Source organism: Sphingobacterium suaedae (assembly GCF_042684625.1).
GTDB lineage: Bacteria > Bacteroidota > Bacteroidia > Sphingobacteriales > Sphingobacteriaceae > Sphingobacterium > Sphingobacterium suaedae.
This window is the reverse complement of record NZ_JBHULR010000015.1, coordinates 607591-626560: the sequence shown is the minus strand read 5'-3', so window position 1 is coordinate 626560 and position 18970 is coordinate 607591. Positions and strand designations below refer to the sequence as shown.

Annotated in this window: 15 protein-coding genes; 6 read left to right on the top strand and 9 right to left on the bottom strand. The window is 44.2% G+C overall.

Annotated features, from left to right (window positions below; translation table 11 throughout):
• Positions 1-832: 832 nt before the first annotated feature.
• The 3 genes from ACFSR5_RS18185 to ACFSR5_RS18175 all read right to left on the bottom strand — a co-directional run bounded on the left by ACFSR5_RS18185 (position 833) and on the right by ACFSR5_RS18175 (position 3323).
• Positions 833-2044, bottom strand: a complete 1212-nt coding sequence (locus ACFSR5_RS18185) for an MFS transporter (RefSeq protein WP_380905900.1) — start codon at positions 2042-2044, stop codon at positions 833-835.
• Positions 2045-2102: 58 nt separating this feature from the next.
• Positions 2103-2756, bottom strand: coding sequence for a FadR/GntR family transcriptional regulator (locus ACFSR5_RS18180; RefSeq protein WP_380905899.1), 654 nt, complete (start codon positions 2754-2756; stop codon positions 2103-2105).
• Positions 2757-2834: 78 nt separating this feature from the next.
• The gene (locus tag ACFSR5_RS18175) at positions 2835-3323 is read right to left on the bottom strand and encodes an Lrp/AsnC family transcriptional regulator (RefSeq protein WP_380905898.1); all 489 of its coding nucleotides are present in this window, start codon (positions 3321-3323) and stop codon (positions 2835-2837) included.
• Positions 3324-3448: 125 nt separating this feature from the next.
• Between ACFSR5_RS18175 and ACFSR5_RS18170 the strand changes: the two genes are divergently transcribed.
• Both ACFSR5_RS18170 and ACFSR5_RS18165 read left to right on the top strand, forming a co-directional pair.
• Positions 3449-4867 (top strand): MFS transporter, encoded by a 1419-nt coding sequence (locus tag ACFSR5_RS18170; protein WP_380905897.1) that lies wholly within the window; start codon positions 3449-3451, stop codon positions 4865-4867.
• Positions 4868-4909: 42 nt separating this feature from the next.
• The gene (locus ACFSR5_RS18165; protein WP_380905896.1) at positions 4910-5629 is read left to right on the top strand and encodes a 3-ketoacyl-ACP reductase; all 720 of its coding nucleotides are present in this window, start codon (positions 4910-4912) and stop codon (positions 5627-5629) included.
• Positions 5630-6088: 459 nt separating this feature from the next.
• On the opposite strand, the gene ACFSR5_RS18160 is transcribed toward ACFSR5_RS18165, so the two are convergent.
• Both ACFSR5_RS18160 and ACFSR5_RS18155 read right to left on the bottom strand, forming a co-directional pair.
• Positions 6089-7348 carry a chloride channel protein gene (locus ACFSR5_RS18160; RefSeq protein WP_380905895.1) on the bottom strand — a complete coding sequence of 420 codons (1260 nt, stop codon included), beginning with the start codon at positions 7346-7348 and terminating at the stop codon, positions 6089-6091.
• An 87-nt stretch (positions 7349-7435) separates the two neighbouring features.
• Positions 7436-8086: a uracil-DNA glycosylase family protein gene (locus ACFSR5_RS18155; RefSeq protein WP_380905894.1), complete on the bottom strand. Its 651-nt coding sequence runs from the start codon at positions 8084-8086 to the stop codon at positions 7436-7438.
• 153 nt (positions 8087-8239) lie between these two features.
• Between ACFSR5_RS18155 and ACFSR5_RS18150 the strand changes: the two genes are divergently transcribed.
• The 4 genes from ACFSR5_RS18150 (at position 8240) to ACFSR5_RS18135 (ending at position 12556) form a co-directional block, all read left to right on the top strand.
• Positions 8240-9622 carry a sulfatase-like hydrolase/transferase gene (locus ACFSR5_RS18150; protein ID WP_380905893.1) on the top strand — a complete coding sequence of 461 codons (1383 nt, stop codon included), beginning with the start codon at positions 8240-8242 and terminating at the stop codon, positions 9620-9622.
• 12 nt (positions 9623-9634) lie between these two features.
• Positions 9635-10057, top strand: coding sequence for a GNAT family N-acetyltransferase (locus tag ACFSR5_RS18145; RefSeq protein WP_380905892.1), 423 nt, complete (start codon positions 9635-9637; stop codon positions 10055-10057).
• 241 nt (positions 10058-10298) lie between these two features.
• Entirely contained in the window at positions 10299-12155 is a 1857-nt protein-coding gene (locus tag ACFSR5_RS18140) for a sensor histidine kinase (RefSeq protein WP_380905891.1), read from the top strand.
• Complete coding sequence (locus tag ACFSR5_RS18135; protein WP_380905890.1) at positions 12155-12556, top strand: response regulator; 402 nt, start codon at positions 12155-12157, stop codon at positions 12554-12556. The genes ACFSR5_RS18140 and ACFSR5_RS18135 overlap by 1 nt, the downstream gene beginning before the upstream one ends.
• Before the next feature lie 155 nt (positions 12557-12711).
• Here the strand turns inward: ACFSR5_RS18135 and ACFSR5_RS18130 are convergent, their stop codons facing one another.
• The 4 genes from ACFSR5_RS18130 to ACFSR5_RS18115 all read right to left on the bottom strand — a co-directional run bounded on the left by ACFSR5_RS18130 (position 12712) and on the right by ACFSR5_RS18115 (position 18967).
• Positions 12712-14583 (bottom strand): glycoside hydrolase family 2 protein, encoded by a 1872-nt coding sequence (locus ACFSR5_RS18130; RefSeq protein ID WP_380905889.1) that lies wholly within the window; start codon positions 14581-14583, stop codon positions 12712-12714.
• Positions 14583-16187, bottom strand: a complete 1605-nt coding sequence (locus tag ACFSR5_RS18125) for a sulfatase (RefSeq protein WP_380905888.1) — start codon at positions 16185-16187, stop codon at positions 14583-14585. The genes ACFSR5_RS18130 and ACFSR5_RS18125 overlap by 1 nt, the downstream gene beginning before the upstream one ends.
• Before the next feature lie 52 nt (positions 16188-16239).
• Positions 16240-17523, bottom strand: a complete 1284-nt coding sequence (locus ACFSR5_RS18120; protein ID WP_380905887.1) for a Gfo/Idh/MocA family protein — start codon at positions 17521-17523, stop codon at positions 16240-16242.
• 445 nt (positions 17524-17968) lie between these two features.
• Positions 17969-18967 (bottom strand): DUF4973 domain-containing protein, encoded by a 999-nt coding sequence (locus tag ACFSR5_RS18115; protein WP_380905886.1) that lies wholly within the window; start codon positions 18965-18967, stop codon positions 17969-17971.
• Positions 18968-18970 lie beyond the last annotated feature (3 nt).

The following is an 18970-nucleotide window of genomic DNA, read 5'->3' as shown; positions in this document are numbered from 1 at the left end:
CGGAATTGACTTGGTTGAATTTGTTTTTTTTAACTTTCACCAATCGGTTACTCGTTACGCTACATGATCATTTTCTTAAAGAACTTCTATCGTCTCCGCATCGCGCTTCGACTATTTTTTCCGGGCTTTAATGCCCGGCGTACTATCGTTTTTGTTTCCCTCGGCTCGCTTGGGACTGCAAAGGTAAAAGGTTTTTTCGGTTCCGCAAAATTTATTTTAAAATAATTCCCGCGCTTCTTTTTTTTAACCGGTATTCGGCCGTGCCGTAATCCCCTTTTTCCGCTTTTCAGTGCTGTCCCTCCCTCGCGGAGTGGTGCAAAGATAGGGACTCCAGACCCTTACTTCCAAGCTTCCCGGGCCTTTTTTTGGCAAATACGCCGCAACAGCCTGTAAGCCTGGCCGATATTTTTCGAAAAGAAGCGCACAAAGCAAAGAAAAAGGCCCGCTTCCGCTATGCGACCTGCCTTAACAGGGGCTGCAGAGGAATTCCCGACCTTATTCTGTTTTATGCTGGGTGATTCACGCTCCGGAACGTAGTATCATCATTGTTTTTTCGCATTCCGTCCAGACTTCCGCCAGGCCTCGTTAACACCATGAGGGAAGCGATTTGGAGATTCAATGCGTATACTATCGCTAAAAGTCTAGCTATGTAATAAAAAGGCAAACCCATCACTTTACCGTTTGTCGTCTATATAGAGAAAGCAGGCGTCACACACACGATAATGTAAAAAAGTAAGACACCGTCAGTTACTGCGTCTTACTTCGTATGAAATTCCTTTTAGGCTTTGGAAAATCACGAACGTTCTTTTCTGTTTAATAAATAGATGAATGCCTATCTTCCTTTTACATTAGGCAAAAATCCAGTCACAATCCCAATCAGGGGCAGATAGGCACATACAGCAAATACATAGGATATACTTGTCTGATCAGCCAACCATCCCAATAGCGCGGAACCAATTCCTCCCATTCCAAAGGCGAAACCGAAAAACAGACCGGCGATCGTCCCAACTTTTCCAGGCACTAGATCCGTTGCATAGACTAGAATAGCTGAAAATGCCGACGAGATAATTATACCGATTATCACAGCAAGCATGATCGTTAACGTCAATCCAACATGAGGGAGAAGTAATGTAAATGGGGCTGCCCCTAAAATCGACACCCATATAATCACTTTCCGCCCATAGCGGTCACCTAAAGGGCCTCCCAAAATGGTACCAATAGCAACAGCAGCTAGGAATGCAAAAAGGTAAACCTGCGATTCCTGCACACTTACGCCAAATTTATCGATCAAATAAAACGTAAAGTAACTCGTCATAGAGGCCATGTAAAAGTATTTGGAAAAGATCAGCACTAAAAGTATGATGATCGAACTGACAATCTTTGTCTTCGATAAACTCGCCTCGACAGCAACCTCCCCAATCAACTCTACGTTAACCTTTCGTTCGCGCATGTTGTTCTTGTACCATTTTCCCACCATGGTTAAAATGGCAATCCCCAAAATAGCAAACAACGCAAACCAACGAATATAGGCTTGTCCGTGAGGTATAACGATAAGCGCTGCCATTAATGGGCCTATTGCACTGCCGGCATTCCCACCTACCTGGAAGATAGATTGAGCAAGCCCCTTTTTTCCACCCGATGCCAATTGGGCAACGCGAGAAGCCTCAGGATGAAAAACAGAAGAGCCAATGCCAACCAAGCACACACTTATCAAAATAAAGACAAAATTGTACGCCATAGACAAAGATATTAGCCCCAACAATGTAAAACCCATGCCTATAGCCAAAGATCGTGGATTGGGGCGACGATCGGTATAGTGTCCGACGAAAGGTTGAAGAATAGAAGCCGAGAGTTGAAAAACCAAGGTAATAAGTCCGATCTGGCTAAACGTTAACTGAAAGTTAGCTTTCAACATCGGATAAATCGACGGAATTACGGATTGCAAAAGATCATTTAATAAATGTCCAAAGCTAATTGCAAATAAAATACTGTAAACTGTCCCTTTAACCACAGGATGGGCGGAAGGGCATATAGCTGTTTTCATGAATATACTGATTTAACTAATAATGAAGTCTACACTAGACTCCCCGAATACATTAACCCTACACGGCCTCGATAATACCGTGCAACACATGCCTGCTTTGTACTACATCTTGTTGCTGAATAGCCATATAAAGCTGTTCATGCGCTTGATGGGTCTCGGCAAAAACCTTTGTCGAGGTGTAACGTTGTCCAAATACACGGCACATATACTTTGATGACGCTCCGTAAAGCTCTGCAAGAATATTGTTGCCACACGCATCCGCGACCGCTTGGTGGAAAGCGATATCCGCATCTATACATGCTTCCAAATCCTCTTCGGCAGCTTTCTGTATCCGAAGATCGAGGGCACGCCGAATCGTCTTTAGATGATCCTGCGTTCGGTTCAATGCCGCCTTTTCGACTATTCGTGTTTCCAATAGTTGCCGCACTTCAAGTAATTCAGAAAACTGTCCCCTTTCAAATGTAGCTCCCAACGACTCCGTGCCTTCTGAGCTTATTACAAAGGTTCCAACGCCCTGCTGGACGCGCAAGTATCCATCGTTTACTAGTATCCTAATCGCTTCACGGATACTGGAGCGTCCCACACCGAAGACCTTCATGAGTTCGGGTTCTGTGGGTAATTTAGATGAGAGCGCATATATATGGGATTTAATCTTATCCCTTATCGTATCCGCGACTTCCTCTGCCAAAGAAACTTTTTTTATTAGCGTCATAAATTCATCTGATGATATGATGTTTAGCAAAGCTACTAGTTATTTTCTTTAGAACAATAAGGAAATATATTTTTTTACCTACAAAAGCTGGCTGGACTCTTTAATTGTGTTCATGACAAAAATACTTTTAGTCTGCCCAATACCCTCAACTTCGGACAAGCGGTTCACGAAAAAATCGTGAAAATCGTCCATGCTCGCTGAAACGATCTTCAACACAAAATCGAAATCTCCACTGATGTTGTAGAACTCAATAACCTCAGGCATCTCTTTCACTTTTTGGATAAATTGCCCAGCTGCTTTCTTGTTATGCGCGCTCAGAGCAACCATACATAGGACCATGATGCCTTTGTCCACACTACGGCGATCAACAACAGCTACGTATTCACGTATAATACCATGCTGTTCCAGGCGCTTGATACGTTCGTGCGTTGGCGTTGGACTCAAATGTATACGGGCAGCCACTTCGCGTACACTGAGCTTGGCATCCCGTTCCAATAGACGAAGTATATCGAAGTCCTTTTCATCCGGCGTATAGCGTTGCAATTTTGCTTGTTCTTTTTTCGACATGATCAGAGAGTTATAATTAGAACAAATAATACAATTATATATTCAAAAAATATCATTTGTTCTAAAATTAAATATTTAAAACAAACAAACGATCATTAAACATAGATTTGTCGGAAATTTCGATTATGACGAAAAAACAAAATAGTCTATTGATTATTGCTTCGATCGGAACATTTGTAGAGGCACTTGACATCGCGATCATCAATTTAACGATACCAGCCATACAACAACAATTTCAGGTTGATCAAGATATGGTCCAATGGCTTCAAACACTTTATGTTCTATTTTTCGGGGGCTTTCTCATCATCGGCGGAAAACTAACTGATTCTTTGGGAAGGCGGAAAATTTTTCTTTGGGGTACTCTCTTATTTCTTGTCGCATCACTAGGCGCAGGATTAGCGACCAGTTTCCTGAGCCTTGCTATTTCCCGCGCCTTGCAGGGTTTGGGTGCGGCATTTTTAATGCCGGCATCCCTAGCCATTGTAACACACACCTTTCGACAGCCAAATGAAAGAAGTCGCGCTCTGGGTATTTTCAGTTCATTTGCCGCTATCGGATCCGGAAGCGGATTGTCTGTAGGAGGTTTAATTAGCACCTATATTAGCTGGCACTGGGTTTTCTTGATTAATGTACCTATCTTGCTGATCACCTTTTTTGCGGCGATATACAACCTTCCAAAAGACCTACCTCCCGTTAGAACCAACAGAATCGACGTCCTTTCCGGCATTATCTTAGTGGCCGGTTTATTATTGCTAACATTTAGCGTGCATGAACTCCTGCACATAAAAGAACGTCCTTTATTGATATCTGGATCCTTATTCGTCTCCTTCCTGTTGATAAGTTGGTTTGTAAGACGTCTGTTGACACAGCAATTTCCCCTTATTTCACCCAAGCTTTTCCACAACCGCCACTTGGTTGTGTCGAATCTATGTTTTTTTCTATTGGGCGGGTTTTTCATTGGATTTCTATTTCTTATATCGCTACTACTGCAGGAAGACATGGGACATACCGCTGCGGGTGCAGGAATGCTGTTGGTACCGTTTAGTATCTTGTCTGCCCTGATCGCCAAATTTGCTATCCCCAAAATCACGGATCGACTAACACCCACTGCCATCGGTGTGGTAGGCATGACTTTTATGCTTATTGGCTCGTTATTCTTATTAGCAGCAATCTATTTCAAACATCCTCTCTTTTTGGTACTTTTAGGAGCAGCCTGCATATCAGGTATCGGTATGACGCTGTGTTTCACAAGTCTTTCCGTTCTTGGCGTCCACAACGTTCCAGCGGCACACTACGGTGTCGCTTCTAGCCTTACCAGCACCACCTACTTTATGGGAGCTGGTCTTGGGCTATCACTGCTCACTTGTATCGGCCAAGTATTTCCTAGAAATACCGCCGTAGGATCGCTTAGTATTGGCATTCTTATCCTCTACGCGTCGACCGCCTGTGCCCTGCTTCTTTACTTACGTTATGCTAATAAAAACTCAGCTCCGGTAGAAAACAGTCCGAGAAGATTACCGGAATATGACGACTGTCACGCCTAAGGTTTCCCTATTTTTGTAGCGCATACTATAAATAATATATATATGACAAACTTAAAAGGTAAAACTGCTTTGATCACAGGTGGCGGTCGAGGACTAGGAAAGGCGGTAGCAATAGCGTTGGCGAAGGAAGGTGTACACATTGCGATCAGTGGACGAAACGAAGAATCGCTGCAGCGTACCGTCGAGGAGCTTCGAACCTATGGCATCCGATCTACTTACGCAGTTTTTAATGTAGGGAACCATGCCGAGGTAGAGCAGGGAATCGCCAAGATCAGACAGGAATTCGAAAGCATCGATATCCTCCTCAATAATGCTGGAATTGCAGCATTTGGAACGGTTGAAGAAATGCCTTCCGAACAGTGGGAGGAAATTATCCAAGTAAATGTGTTGGGCGTATATTATGTGGCAAAAACAGTGATCCCTCTCATGAAAGCCCAAGGCAGTGGCGATATAATCAACGTCGCATCCACCGCAGGGTTAAAAGGTAGCGCTAACTCATCTGCCTATAGTGCTTCCAAATCTGCGGTGATCGGATTCTCTGAATCTCTAATGTACGAAATGAGAAAAGAGAATATCCGCGTAACGACATTGACGCCTAGTACAATCGCCACAGACATGACCATGTCCGACCTCAAAATCACCGATGGTAACCCCGACAAAATTTTACAACCCGAAGACTTCGCAGAATTGATTGTTGATATCCTTAAATTCAATAGAAGGGCGCTTATTGCAAACGCATCTATATTTTCAACAAATCCTTAAAATAAAGGGAAAGTTAAAAAGGATTATTTTTTTTGGCACAGTGTTTGAATGAACATTTGCTCATAATTTAGGTTAATAATTGGTTTGGAAGCCCTAAAGTCGCCCGACTTTGGGCTTCTGTTTTTTTTAGTATACTCACCCATCTTTTGCCTTTCTCCCTCTTGGATAAATATTACGTGGCTTTCTATTTTGTAACAAATAGCCATACACAGCCTGTACAGGCAGCCATTATACAGCATATTACGATTTAAAAAAAAGGATTTAAATCATTGTAAATGGGTTTAGCAAAAATTGTACAGAAAAAAGGACAATTAAATTTCTCTAGCAATACGTCATCTTCAAACGTTTTAACCAGCTGATATCTCCAGCTTTTTCTGATGGTTCAATCTTGCTAATGCGATCGACCCGCTGCTTTGAAAAACATTGTGATACTCTCAAAAATTTCACAGGAAATTATCGTTAGGCACCTTGATACGAATATACATTGTACCTGCATAGCTTCTTCGCTAAAACGTAAGCAATCAAGGCTCCGATCGCGAGAGGCAACATGAGCTGCATCCCATTGGGAGCCACACTGCTTATTAAAAAGATGGATGTAAGCGGACCATGAATGGCGGCTGAGAGGGTCGCGGCCGCGCCGATTAAAGCAAAATTAATAATAAGAAATTCTGTCCCCATATACTGGTTACACAAGTACGCAAAGAGTATCCCCAGGAATGCGCCAGCCACGATGCTCGGAGCAAATACGCCCCCATCCCCACCCGCTCCCAAAGTCAGCGATGCAGCTAAAGGTTTCAACAGAACTAGTAACGCTAACGTGAACGGAAGTACGGCTATGGTTTGTGAAGATGAAAAGGATTCGAGCATTGTTGTTAAGCCATGATAGCTATCACCGTACAAAGCCGGAAAAAATAAAATAAGAGTACCAACGGTTATCGCGCCTAAATTAACCCGTACAAAATTACTCTTTATATTTCCAAACCAATGTTTACAATGGATGACGACTTGAGTAAAATAAGTGGCAAGCAGTCCGCCAAGGCCTCCTAAAACCACCATGAAAGGAAGAGCCCCCCAATGCCATTGTTGTGCAGGCATGGCAATAAGAAATCCATGATCGAAATACTGTATAAATAAAAAAGCGACCAACGCAGCTATTGTACAACTTAACAATACGGTTTTCTGCATTTTTTTTGCGATAACTTCTACAGCAAACAACCAGCCGCCGATGGCACTACCAAATAACACAGTTACACCTGCAGCAACAGCGGCACAAATCAATTCTCGTTTGAACGCCAGAGGCATAAACTTCCATTTATACACCTGATTTCCGACCGTGGCCGTAGAAACCACGGTGGAGACCTCCACCCCGGTGGATCCACCGCAGACGACGGTCAAAAATCCGTTAATATAATGTGATGGTATTTTAAAGAATGGTAAATGATCTTTGCGTGTCTCTAACGTGGTGTAGATCTCTTTGATTCCCTTATTTTTCCGATTTCGGAACATGTACTTTCGCAAGAAATAGATAGCTGTGATGCCGACAGACGGCAATATGATATACATGAAGGTGCTTCTGTCTTTAACTTCATGGAATAAAAAATGTTGTACGTATTCCGTCGCGTGTTTAAGCGAAAAAGCAAGTAAACAACAGACAATTGCCACCGCCGCCGACGCTACTACTAATTTTAAATAGCTATAGAAAAGAACCTTTTGACGCATGATATTTAGAATTGCGATGCAAAGGTAGAAACAAAAGCGCCTAATAACTAATCTATTCCCTTAAAAAAAAGAATGGCTTCGGCGATACTAACCATAAAGGGCTTTTTGCACCTCGTCTTTTAGTACAGGAAGCACGCTCTCGTTGAACCATGGATTCCTCGCTTTCCAGATAAAATTTCGTGGAGATGGATGGGGCAAAGGAAAGAAGTCCGGAAGGTATAACGCAAAATCGGCAACGGCTTTGGTAAGTGTTATTTGCAACGCTGTCGGCAGGTAATAATCTTGTGCATATTTTCCTATCAACAAAGTCAGCTTTACATGCTTAAGCACGGCGTTCACCGCAGGGTGCCACATGGGAGCACAAACTTTTTTCGGGGGAAGATCTCCTTGTTTCCCCTTGCCTGGATAACAAAAGCCCATGGGTACGATGGCAAAGTTTTGCGGATTGTAAAATTCGTCTTCCGTTACACCCAACCAGTTCCGAAGCTCCCGACCGCTCTGGTCATTCCATGGTATTCCTGAGTCGTGTACCTTACTACCCGGCGCCTGTCCTACGATAAGAATTTTCGCACGGGCGTCGATGGATAGCACTGGATTGGCACCGCACGGCAATTCGGGTTCACAGTGTGTGCAAAATCTAATTTCCTTATATAGTCGTCTAGCCTCTTCTCCTTCGTTTATCGCAGTCATGATATTGTTCACATACTTACCCAGTCCAAAGATAGGTCTTTTGAGCATAGTTACCTAGCTTCAATTTGCTTCCACACGTTGAAAAAATTACCACCGCTTTCCGGAAACAGTCCCGTTTTATTATATTTATGTCGTGCAAGGCAATACATTATTTACTATCATAGCGTTTATCCATTAAAATCGTATCCATACAGAACAATTATGGCGCAGTCAAGTCATCTAAATATTCTCCATTACTTTTGGCTACTCACGCTATTTGTGAGCAGCTATACCTTCGCCCAACCCAGACCCAATATTGTTTTGGTGTTGGCTGATGACCTCGGTTACTCCGATATAGGGTGTTACGGAAATCCGGCTATCGCAACTCCATTTTTAGATTCCATGGCTCGTGAGGGTATACGTGCTACGCACTATGTGGTCACGAATCCGACCTGCACGCCTTCCCGAGCGGGCTTGCTGACCGGACGCTATCCAACTCGTTATCGACTAAACGATCCCATCGGACCAGGAACAAAGATTGGACTTCCTGATGCAGAGATTACAATCGCCGAAGCCCTACACCTCCAAGGTTACCGAACCGCCTTAATTGGTAAATGGCATTTAGGGGATCACGAAGAGTTTCACCACCCCAATGCGCAAGGTTTTGATTATTTTTTTGGTATGCTGTACAGCCACGACTACAGGGCGCCTTATGTCAAAACGGATACAACCATGAAAATCTTTCGAAACCGCACTGCCGTGATTAGCCGTCCTGCGGATTCTGCTCTTAGCGGGCTTTACCATCAAGAAGCCGTACACTTTGTGAAGCAACAGAGAAAAGATACTCCTTTCTTCCTATACTACGCACACAATATGCCCCATTTACCGGTGGCACTGGCTGCGCAGGGAGCCAAAAAAAACCACAAACATCCCGCAGGCCCCTTAGGCACGGTACTAGAAGAGTTAGACAATAGGCTATCCGACCTTTGGAATGAACTGAAAAAGAAAGGTTTGGCAGAACAAACTATTTTTATTTTCAGTAGCGATAATGGGCCGTGGATTGAATATCCCGTGCGCATGTCTGGCGACAGCGTGACCAAAAATTGGCATGTCGGAACTGCCGGGATGTTCCGCGGGTCAAAAGCTCAAACCTATGAGGGGGGGATTCGCGTACCATTTATCATACAAGGAAAGCAATGGGTAGCTAAAGGCAAAACGATTCGTTCGGCCATCAGCAATGTAGACATATTACCCACGGTTTTAGCGTGGACAGGCGCAAGCTTACCGACACCACGCACGTTAGACGGACAATCTATCGCTCCACTATTGGCCGGAACAGTTACAGACGTCTCCTTCGTCCATCGCCCCATTTATATCGTGAACCATGGTATACCGGAGGCTGTTAAACTTGGAGACTGGAAATACCGGGAACTTCGGGCCGGTGTCAATAACAACTCTGGAAAGTCCTACCCTGCCGCTTTTGAACTATTCAACGTAGCTATGGATCCGGGCGAACGAACAAATGTGTTGAACGAATTCCCAGAAAAGGCAAAAGAAATGAAAGAATTATTCGATCAATTTGACGGTATGCCCGCTCTCCACTAAGATGGTTAAGATATGGAAGTTCACCTTTTAACGCAAGAAGAGCTCACTTCTAAAAGAAAAGCACAAATAAATGATTTGTTTAAACAATTATCTCCCAATAAAACACAGCAGGACCTAGCGTATGTATTAAATTCCACTAATCCCATCGTATTTGTGCAATGCGTAGAAGCAGATAGACTTTTAGGTATAGCCACCATGACCTATTACCGGGTTATATCGGGCTATAAAGGGTGGATAGAGGATGTTGTGGTTGACGAAAATCAACGTGGTCGAGGCATCGGCACGAAACTTATCCACAAATTGTTGGACGAGGGACAATCCTTAGGATTGACTGAAATTCTTTTATTTACAGAAGATCATCGACATGCTGCTATTCAGCTGTACAGTCGGCTAGGATTCGTGCGCAAGGATACGCGGATCTATGTGCATAGATAAGTGAACAATGAATACCAAACTGTATGTGTCGCGCTAGCCGTGTACCTAAAAATTTTTATGTCTCTGATTCGAGAAGGTGTGTTCTTTTTTTGTTATTTTAGGACTCCTATGAAATACACCCCTATGAGCGTGTCGGAGCTCGGTTCCGCATGTCAATGGGGCTGGACATGTAAACCCGAAAGTTGAGACACAGTGTCGCAACTATAGACAAGCAATGAATACGATGGACCTGCGGTACACAATGACTCTAACAGATATAACGCATTCTCCCCCTTGGCAACGGGAGGCATTGATCTTGATCGATAAACAAGGTAACGTGTCTGCGTTCAATTCGGTGGCGTCTTCGTCTTTCGGACTACCAATCACCGAAGCTATTGGAAAGCCATACCAACAAATGCTATCACTAGATTTTGTAGATCGTGAAACGTTGCGTCGCACGGGCGAAAATCCGATAGAGCAAGCGCTCCTAGGTAAATTTTCAAAAGACGAATTCCTGGCAGCCTATAAAAATGGTGATTTGCATTTTTCGCTTTCTGTAACACCGGTAAACCTAGAAGACGATCCACAGATCGTTCTCACACTTTATCCTGTATCTTGGCTCATTGCAAAACAGCAGTACATGCTTGCTGCGAAAGAGCATTTACATCTACTGGTTTCTTCGTTAGATGATATTGTACTGGAGATCACTTCCGAAGGGTTATTATTGAACCATTGGACCAGCAATCCTGATCAGCTCTTTTACGATCCCGCCTACTTTACGGGAAAGAATATTTCAGAGTTATTTCCTGCTGCACTTTCCGACGAGTTTTTATCTCTGGTACGGACTGCGCTAAGTCAGCGGCACACTGTCGAAATGAAATATGCTTCTCCTCTCAGTTCGCATGAGAATCGATGGTACAATTTACAGATTAAACCTATCAAAGGACTTCACGACCGGGTTATTGCTGTTATTTCAGATATTACGATAAACGTTCACGCGCAGGAGCAGATAAGTATTCTCGAACAAAAATTCAACAAAGCTTTCGAGCATTCCGGTATCGGGATGGCTTTGGTCAGTTTAGAAGGAAAATGCATCGATGTGAATCGCACATTGTGCAAAATATTGGGGTATTCCGCCGACGAATTACGTGCGAAAAGTTTTCCGGAATATACGCATCCAGACGATTTAGATATGGATATCTCACTGGGCAAACAATTGGTGGAAGGAACGCGGGAAAGCTACTCGCTAGAAAAACGCTACCGCCACAAACAGGGACATTACGTTTGGTGCCTTCTTACTTTGTCAATGGTCACCGATTCTTCCCAAAATCCGGTGTTCCTTGTTGCTCAGGTGCAGGATTTATCCATTTTAAAGGGAAATATGGAAATTCTGGAACGTCAAAAGAACCAGTTAGAAACAGCAATGGTAGATTTGGAAAGCAAGGTGCGCCAACTAGAAGAATTTGATCAGATCGTTGCGCATAATCTCCGCGGTCCCGCCAGTAATATACAGATGCTTATCCGCGAAATGGAAACCGCAACCTCAGCTTTGGAACGAACAACATATTTTGAACTACTACATGCAAGTAGTGAAAACCTCATCCAAATATTACAGGAACTCATTGAGATATTGGAGGTAAGAAATAGCAGATCGCTCCCCGTGGAACGCTGTTATTTTGCACCTATATTCGAGCAAATAGAACAACAGTTTACCAAAGAAATATCGACTACGGGGGCCGTCATCATATATGACCTGGACCAGCCTGACGTTTGGTTTCCAAAGGTATACCTAGAGAGTATACTCCATAATTTAATGAGCAATGCACTCAAGTTCACCCGGCCTTCAATCCCCCCCGAAATTCGGGTTCACACATTCTCGCAAGATGATATGATCGGTCTCACCATACTCGACAACGGTGTCGGGATCGATCTCGAACGCCATGGTTCGCAACTTTTTAAATTCCGTAAAATATTCCACAGGGGATATAACAGCAAAGGTGTTGGTTTATTTCTCATCAGACAACAAATCGAATCACATGGCGGAACAATTGACGTAGAAAGTACCCCAGGACGGGGAACAGCATTTACTGTTCGTTTTTTCAAGCAACCGGTTAACTAATGAAAAAGATACATGTAACCGTGGTTGATGACAACGCGATTTTTCGCACGCTTATACAGTATATGCTGCAGCATTTCGACGATGCTACTGTTCAGGTCACCTTGTTAGAAGATGGAGCAGAAGCGATGGAGCACTTTCAGAAACATGGTGCGATTGACATAGACATTCCACACATATTGTTTCTGGATATCGATATGCCCTTTATGACGGGTTGGGAATTTTTAGACGTAATGGAAGGAGAATCTGTTCTCAAACAAACGGAGATCTATATACTAAGCTCCTCCATCAGTACTGCTGATGAACAGCGTTCAAAAAATTATGGTTATATACGCGACTATCTGCGCAAGCCGATCGACAAACAAGACTTGTTTGCCATCCTTAGAAAGCATTTGAATTTATAGGGTTCTCTGGGTCGCACTTACTTTTATGATCTCTGCCGGCGAGCTTATTCGGATTATAACGCAGCGGGATGTTGATTTATTTTCGGAGGTAACGATAAAGAAGGGATCCCCGTTAAGCGCTGACGAACTATCCGGGAAATCCCAACCTCACTCAACTAATCTGCAATTTTTATAGTATGTAACTTCTGGTGTATTTGTTTAAGAGTTGCTTCCGGGATCTTGATCACCTTACGATCATATGTCATAAGCCCATTGGTCTCAACCTCAACATCTGTAGTTTGCGTGTAAACCGCAGCGGAAAGCCCCAATGGAATCAACTTCGATAAGTTTTCGATCACTTCTTCGTAACGCCGTTGCAGTTCTTCTTTATTCTTAAAAGATTGATAGCCCCAGTTGTCCTTCTGCTGCCAAGTATGGCCTTCGACCGGCAGTCCCAGTCCTCCAAATTCACCTAATGCCAATACAAATTTGTCTCCGAAAATATTCGGGTCAGGCATTGCTGCATCCGGATAATTATGGATATCCAAAATGTGTCCCTTGTAGACGAAATTACCGCCACTGGCACTATTGACTAACCGAGAAGGATCATACTTCAAGGTCCAATCGGTAATTTCTTCTGTTTTAAACTGCCCCCAAGCCTCGTTAAAGGGCACCCAGACAACAATGCTTGGAAAATTATGCAAAACATCCATAATACTTTTCCATTCTTTCTTATAGATTGTTTCAGACTCTGCCGTACGGGTTTTATCATGGTTTCCATTTGAGATTTTTCCAGGTTGCATATCCCAAATATTCCCTCCAAGATCGCCACTGGGCATATCTTGCCATACCAATACTCCAATACTGTCGCAATGTCTATACCACCTAGCCGGTTCTACCTTGATATGCTTACGAATCATATTGAATCCCATTTCTTTGGTTTTCACCACGTCATACTTTAACGCTTCATCCGACGGCGCAGTATGTAGCCCGTCCGGCCACCAACCTTGATCTAATGGACCGTACTGGAAAACAAACTTATCATTTAGGTACATCCGTTGAATTCCCTTTGCGTCTTTGCGCACACTGATCTTACGCATGGCGAAGTAGCTTTTAACCTCATCGATCACTTTTCCTTTGCGCACTACCTTAACCAATAAATCGTACAATTTCGGATTGTCAGGACTCCATAATAAGGGATTTGTCAGCTTCAAGTTATATGCTGCGCCGATCTCAGCCGCTCCTTCGGCGATCTTCTGAGCTCCATCGTAAGCTTCCAATTGTATCTTGTCGCCCTCTTGTGTCCCCTGTACTTGTGTAGATACCGTTAAAGTCGATGCATCCACGTCCGGTGTTTGCTTGGTTTGCACAATGAAGGTTTGAGGAACAGATTCCATCCAAACCGTCTGCCAAATCCCACTAACGGGTGTATACCAGATCCCATGAGGATTATTGATCTGCTTACCTCTAGGCTGGGGACCGTCGCTTGTTGGATCCCAAACACGAATGGTTAGCTGTTGTTTCACTCCTTTCTTTAGCACATCTGTTATATCAAATGAGAAGGGATCGAAACCACCTTCGTGCTGTCCAACATGTTTGCCGTTGACATATACATCACATTGCCAGTCTACTGCCCCGAAATGTAAGATTGTCCGACCTTTGCGCATGTTTTTATCTACGGTGACTTCCCTTTGATACCACAACGCATCGTCTTGGTCAATACGCTTACCTACCCCGGATAAGGCGGACTCAATCGCGAAAGGGACAAGAATATCGCCATCCCACGCACTTGGAGCTTGCTGTTGGGACTTGGGTACTACTTTGTATTTCCATAATCCATTCAGGTTTTGCCAATTGCCCGTCCTCTTCAATTGTGGCCTGGGATATTCCGGATGCGGTTTAGCCGGATCCAGTTGTTCTCCCCAGCTCGTCAGTATTTTATCACCGGCGGGCTTCCATTGCTGTCCGTATGACAAGGACAGCGAGGTGGCAATCACACAGGCTAATGCCATTGTTTTTTTCATCATCGTTGTTCGGTTTCTCTTCATTATTTTAATTGTCTTGTTTTGCTTTCAGGTCTAATGGGAGCCGCAGGAGGCTGTTCATTCAACATGCGTTTAAGTTTCAAAAAAGCCGGATGATCCGAAGACCATATATTTTCCCGTTCCACATTGTCATTTTGATAATCGTATAATTCATATTTGACCGGGCCCTTACCACTCAGTGTCTGCCAGGCGACCAACCGATACCGGTCGTCACGGATAGCTAGCCCCAGCCTTCCATCACGTGGATAACAGTGATAGACAAATTTTCTCGGTGCCTTTCTTGCACCTTTAATATACGACGAAAAACTCATTCCGTCTAATGGTTGTTGCAACGGTCGTAGTGTAAAACCGCACAAATCCACCAGAGTTGGAAAAATATCAACGGTTTCAATCAGCTCTTTCGAGCGCAGTGGTCTGTGTGATCCCGGTACATGCATAATGAGCGGAATTCGGTTGGCCAGTTCATGATTCACGTGCTTGGTCCACATACCCATTTCTCCAAGCAGATAACCGTGATCTCCCCAGAGGACGACGATCGTATTTTTATCCAGGCCGGTTTCCTCTAGTTTCTGGAGAATCTTTCCGATCTGTACATCTACATAGCTGACGCCTGCGTAGTATCCATGAATGAGCTTTCGCGTAATGCTATCCGGAAACGGATCAGATTCCGCAGCACCAGGGATGCCTCGATATTGCGCAATTTCTCCATCTCTTTTATTCGCGAAGGGTGGCGAACCTTTTGGGTTTTCTGTTACTTCGGGCATCGGGATCTGGGCAGGATCATACATATCCCAGTATTTTTTTGGAACCGAGAAAGGCAGGTGGGGCCTGGCAAACCCCACCGCCAGGAAAAAAGGTTGATTTCGTTTTTTTAGTTCGTCTAAACGCAGGACGGTTTTTTGCGCGACTCGCCCATCTGCATATACTTCATCCGGCACATCCAGACACTCCCAGGCAGCTCCTTTTTTCAATTTATTGGCATCTGACCAAGGGATGTTCGCAAACAACGCCTCCTCCCGTGTGGTTCCGAGCTGTGTCTTATCGGCATATTCTACAACCAGATCGTACTCGTGGGGTACCGTCCAGGAAGCGGTGTCGTTATAAGTATTGTGACCTACGTGAAACACTTTTCCTATGGCTCCCGTATAATAGCCCTTTTGTTTAAAATACTCTGGTAGGGTTACAGCCTCAGGATAATAATCACGGAATGCCCGCCCGAAATCGTAAAGTCCCGTGGAAGTGGACCGAGCTCCAAGCAACAGGTTATAACGAGAGGCCACGCACACGGCCTGATTAGCATAAGCGCGTTCAAATACATGTGCAGTTTGAGCAAGTTGATCGATGTTCGGCGTAACGGCGAACTGATCACCAAACGCCCTGATAGACGGTCGTAGATCATCAACCAGTATCAATAATATATTCTGCTTCACCTGGGCTTGGGCGGTTAATGTCGAAGGAAAGGTTCCTATTGTCCATAGTAAGATCAAGTATATAACCAGATGGTGCTTATCCATCCTGAGTGCATGCTGGAGGCGCCGGATTCCGAACTGGACATGCTTGTGTTGATATTTCCCCCTGGGATACATCCTTTTAACTAAAGGTTCCATGACGATCTAATTTTATACATATCACTTTTATTTTCCTTTTGATCGACCGATATTAACTTAGTGGAAGCTTGTAACCATTGTGATAAGTTGGCGTTATGAACTTATTTGCGTCCGCCTCTAAAAATTTTTGGTCCTCAGTCTCCCAGTGCAGTTTCTTCCCGGTACGAAAAGCGATATTTCCCATCTGCGATAATATGGCTATATGCCCCCCCGCTTGAATCGGCGCATGCAATAATGACCTATCCTTTTTTCGTATGGCCGTAACAAAATTTGCCATATGATTCTCTAAGCCATTATCTGAGGCCTTTTGAAACGGGACGGCCTCCATCCGGTCTTTCTCCGGTATCACCTCCCATCCTCGGCGATCGAGCACCAATGTACCGTTGTTACCAATGAATGCGACCCCGTGATCGCGTCCGTAGGGACCGCCAGATATTCCGATAGCATGCTCCCATTGTATGTTAAAACCATCAAATTCATAGACCGCAGTCATTGTATCGGGGGTTTCAGCCCCTCCTTGTGGATTGGCAAACTTCCCTCCGGCCGCCATAACCGACAAAGGCTGGGTGGCTTTCATACCCAGCAGCGCATAATCGAGAAGGTGTACACCCCAATCAGTCAACAGCCCGCCTGCATAGTCCCAGAACCAACGAAACTCGAAATGAAATCTATTCGGATTAAAGTGACGAGACTGGGCTGGTCCTAGCCATTTATCATAATGTACTCCCGGTGGGACCTGCATGTCCGGCTTGATTGATATAGGCGTTTTCCAACCTAAATAAGACCACGCCTTTACTAGCCGCACCTTGCCCAATTTTCCCGTATGTACAAATTCTACGGCGTCCGTGAAATGCTTCTGACTGCGTTGCCATTGCCCTACCTGGACCATACATTTGGCTTGTTCCACGGCTCGGACCATCGACCGGCATTCTGCAATGGAGTTACCGATCGGTTTTTCTATATATACGTGCTTTCCGGCCTTCAGTGCGTCGGTGAGCTGCAGACAATGCCAATGGTCCGGTGTGGCGACAATAAGAGCATCGATATCTTTATTTTTCAGCAGCTCTAAATAGTCAATGTATGTTTTTACTTCTATTCCCTGCTGTTGCAATTCGCTCCTTCGTTTATCGAGCACATTTTCATCTACATCACATATCGCGATGCAGCGTACGCCATCCACTTTAAGTATCGCCTGCAAATTTGCCCATCCCATACCGTGTGCGCCGATGAGTCCAACCTTGAGGCTGTTCGTTGAAACATTATTTTCTGTCAGCTTCGAATAAATCGGAGTTCCTGCCAGGATTGCGGCAGATCGTATAAATTCTTTCCTATCCATTACTTGGTCTATAATGCGTTGTTATCTCTCCACCTTGGCCAAAGCCGTGTTTTCTCTGGTAGTTTTCTCGAACCCAAAAAACCGATAAATGGGCCTTTTAAACAAAAATGCCAAATATGCCTAGTAAAACATGACACTTTTGAATCAAAAAAGCAACAAATTGTATCATTTACTGCATAACCATACACGGGTTACATATAGATTATTGCATAAACAACTTCAACATCCTACATTATTGATATGTATCACGATGCTATGGGTCGGAGGAGTTGGCATTGCATAGTGTACTCAACAACCAGTACTGTACCTATAGAGCATCATTCTTCGGTAAATAAGAGCGCCCAGGGTATGAATGTACAATACTAACACAAAAAGAATCCCCGGCAGGTGCCGAGGATCTCGTGTAAACTAAACACCCGATGGGATCGGAAGATCTTTGAAATATTTACCACTGAATCTGTTGGTCCTCGTCCGGAATCAACGTGTTAATATCCCGCTGCATGGACAAGGTACCATCCACAGTGTACCGAAGTCGCTGGCCAGGAACAGTTGTATAGTCTTCAAACTCGTAAGATAAATATAACGTGATATAGATATGCTTCATGTAAGGCAGTTGTGGATCCCACTCTTCATCGATAATGTAATACGACTGCGCTTCCCCTTTTTTGAACTTATTGTTGTCTACGTTATCGCTCCATATTTCCAGTTTTCGTTTCTGGATATCGATCATCTCATCGGTAAATTTGATAAACACTTTATAGTTTTTTCGGTCGATATAGTCAATATCGCGAATACCGGCATATAAAAAAATTGTCTGATCGTCTACCACAAACGTCCGGTGCGTATTTAATGTTAAGGGCTGTTGGGTGTCTCCATCTAGAAATATCTTATAAAGTGTTCCTCCATATGTCCCCGAATAGTCATTGAAGGGCGTTACACGCAACATTGCCCGGCGAAAATGCTTGTGGGGATTCACCTGATAATCGCCTGCGGGATCTTCGAGTATCTGTAATGGCAGCACCCATTTATCCGCTTCATCGAGATCGCCTAAGGTAAACTCGATCGGGACATTGACCGTACTTGTGCCGGCAGGAATATTGATGGTTTGTGGCATGCTGTAGTATTTATCTTCGAGCTGCCGGAAGTACAATTCCTGCCGATGGCCGTATTGCTCCCTATTGAGGTAAGCCAGTGTATCGGGATCCAATCCGATGCGTACGGTACGGTCCTGCACATTAGGGGTTGACCCGCTAACTACAACTGGCAGGTTAAACCGGACCTTACCTTCGGGTTTATAGCGGACATATGCGGCGGTAACCCCCTGTGCATTGGGTTCAGCCTTAAAGGACACCAACTGCCTGTACTGTTCGTCCTCCCATTCGTTGTTGCAGGAACAGAGTGACCAGACAGTTAGCATTAAAATAACGACATATATATTCTTCATGAT

Coding starts and splice junctions, on each gene's coding strand:
- ACFSR5_RS18170 (WP_380905897.1), top strand. CDS start 3,449: ATGACGAAAAAACAAAATAGTCTATTGATTATTGCTTCGATCGGAACA.
- ACFSR5_RS18185 (WP_380905900.1), bottom strand. CDS start 2,044: ATGAAAACAGCTATATGCCCTTCCGCCCATCCTGTGGTTAAAGGGACA.
- ACFSR5_RS18165 (WP_380905896.1), top strand. CDS start 4,910: ATGACAAACTTAAAAGGTAAAACTGCTTTGATCACAGGTGGCGGTCGA.
- ACFSR5_RS18120 (WP_380905887.1), bottom strand. CDS start 17,523: ATGGATAGGAAAGAATTTATACGATCTGCCGCAATCCTGGCAGGAACT.
- ACFSR5_RS18130 (WP_380905889.1), bottom strand. CDS start 14,583: ATGAAGAGAAACCGAACAACGATGATGAAAAAAACAATGGCATTAGCC.
- ACFSR5_RS18140 (WP_380905891.1), top strand. CDS start 10,299: ATGACTCTAACAGATATAACGCATTCTCCCCCTTGGCAACGGGAGGCA.
- ACFSR5_RS18115 (WP_380905886.1), bottom strand. CDS start 18,967: ATGAAGAATATATATGTCGTTATTTTAATGCTAACTGTCTGGTCACTC.
- ACFSR5_RS18125 (WP_380905888.1), bottom strand. CDS start 16,187: ATGGAACCTTTAGTTAAAAGGATGTATCCCAGGGGGAAATATCAACAC.
- ACFSR5_RS18150 (WP_380905893.1), top strand. CDS start 8,240: ATGGCGCAGTCAAGTCATCTAAATATTCTCCATTACTTTTGGCTACTC.
- ACFSR5_RS18135 (WP_380905890.1), top strand. CDS start 12,155: ATGAAAAAGATACATGTAACCGTGGTTGATGACAACGCGATTTTTCGC.
- ACFSR5_RS18155 (WP_380905894.1), bottom strand. CDS start 8,086: ATGCTCAAAAGACCTATCTTTGGACTGGGTAAGTATGTGAACAATATC.
- ACFSR5_RS18180 (WP_380905899.1), bottom strand. CDS start 2,756: ATGACGCTAATAAAAAAAGTTTCTTTGGCAGAGGAAGTCGCGGATACG.
- ACFSR5_RS18145 (WP_380905892.1), top strand. CDS start 9,635: ATGGAAGTTCACCTTTTAACGCAAGAAGAGCTCACTTCTAAAAGAAAA.
- ACFSR5_RS18175 (WP_380905898.1), bottom strand. CDS start 3,323: ATGTCGAAAAAAGAACAAGCAAAATTGCAACGCTATACGCCGGATGAA.
- ACFSR5_RS18160 (WP_380905895.1), bottom strand. CDS start 7,348: ATGCGTCAAAAGGTTCTTTTCTATAGCTATTTAAAATTAGTAGTAGCG.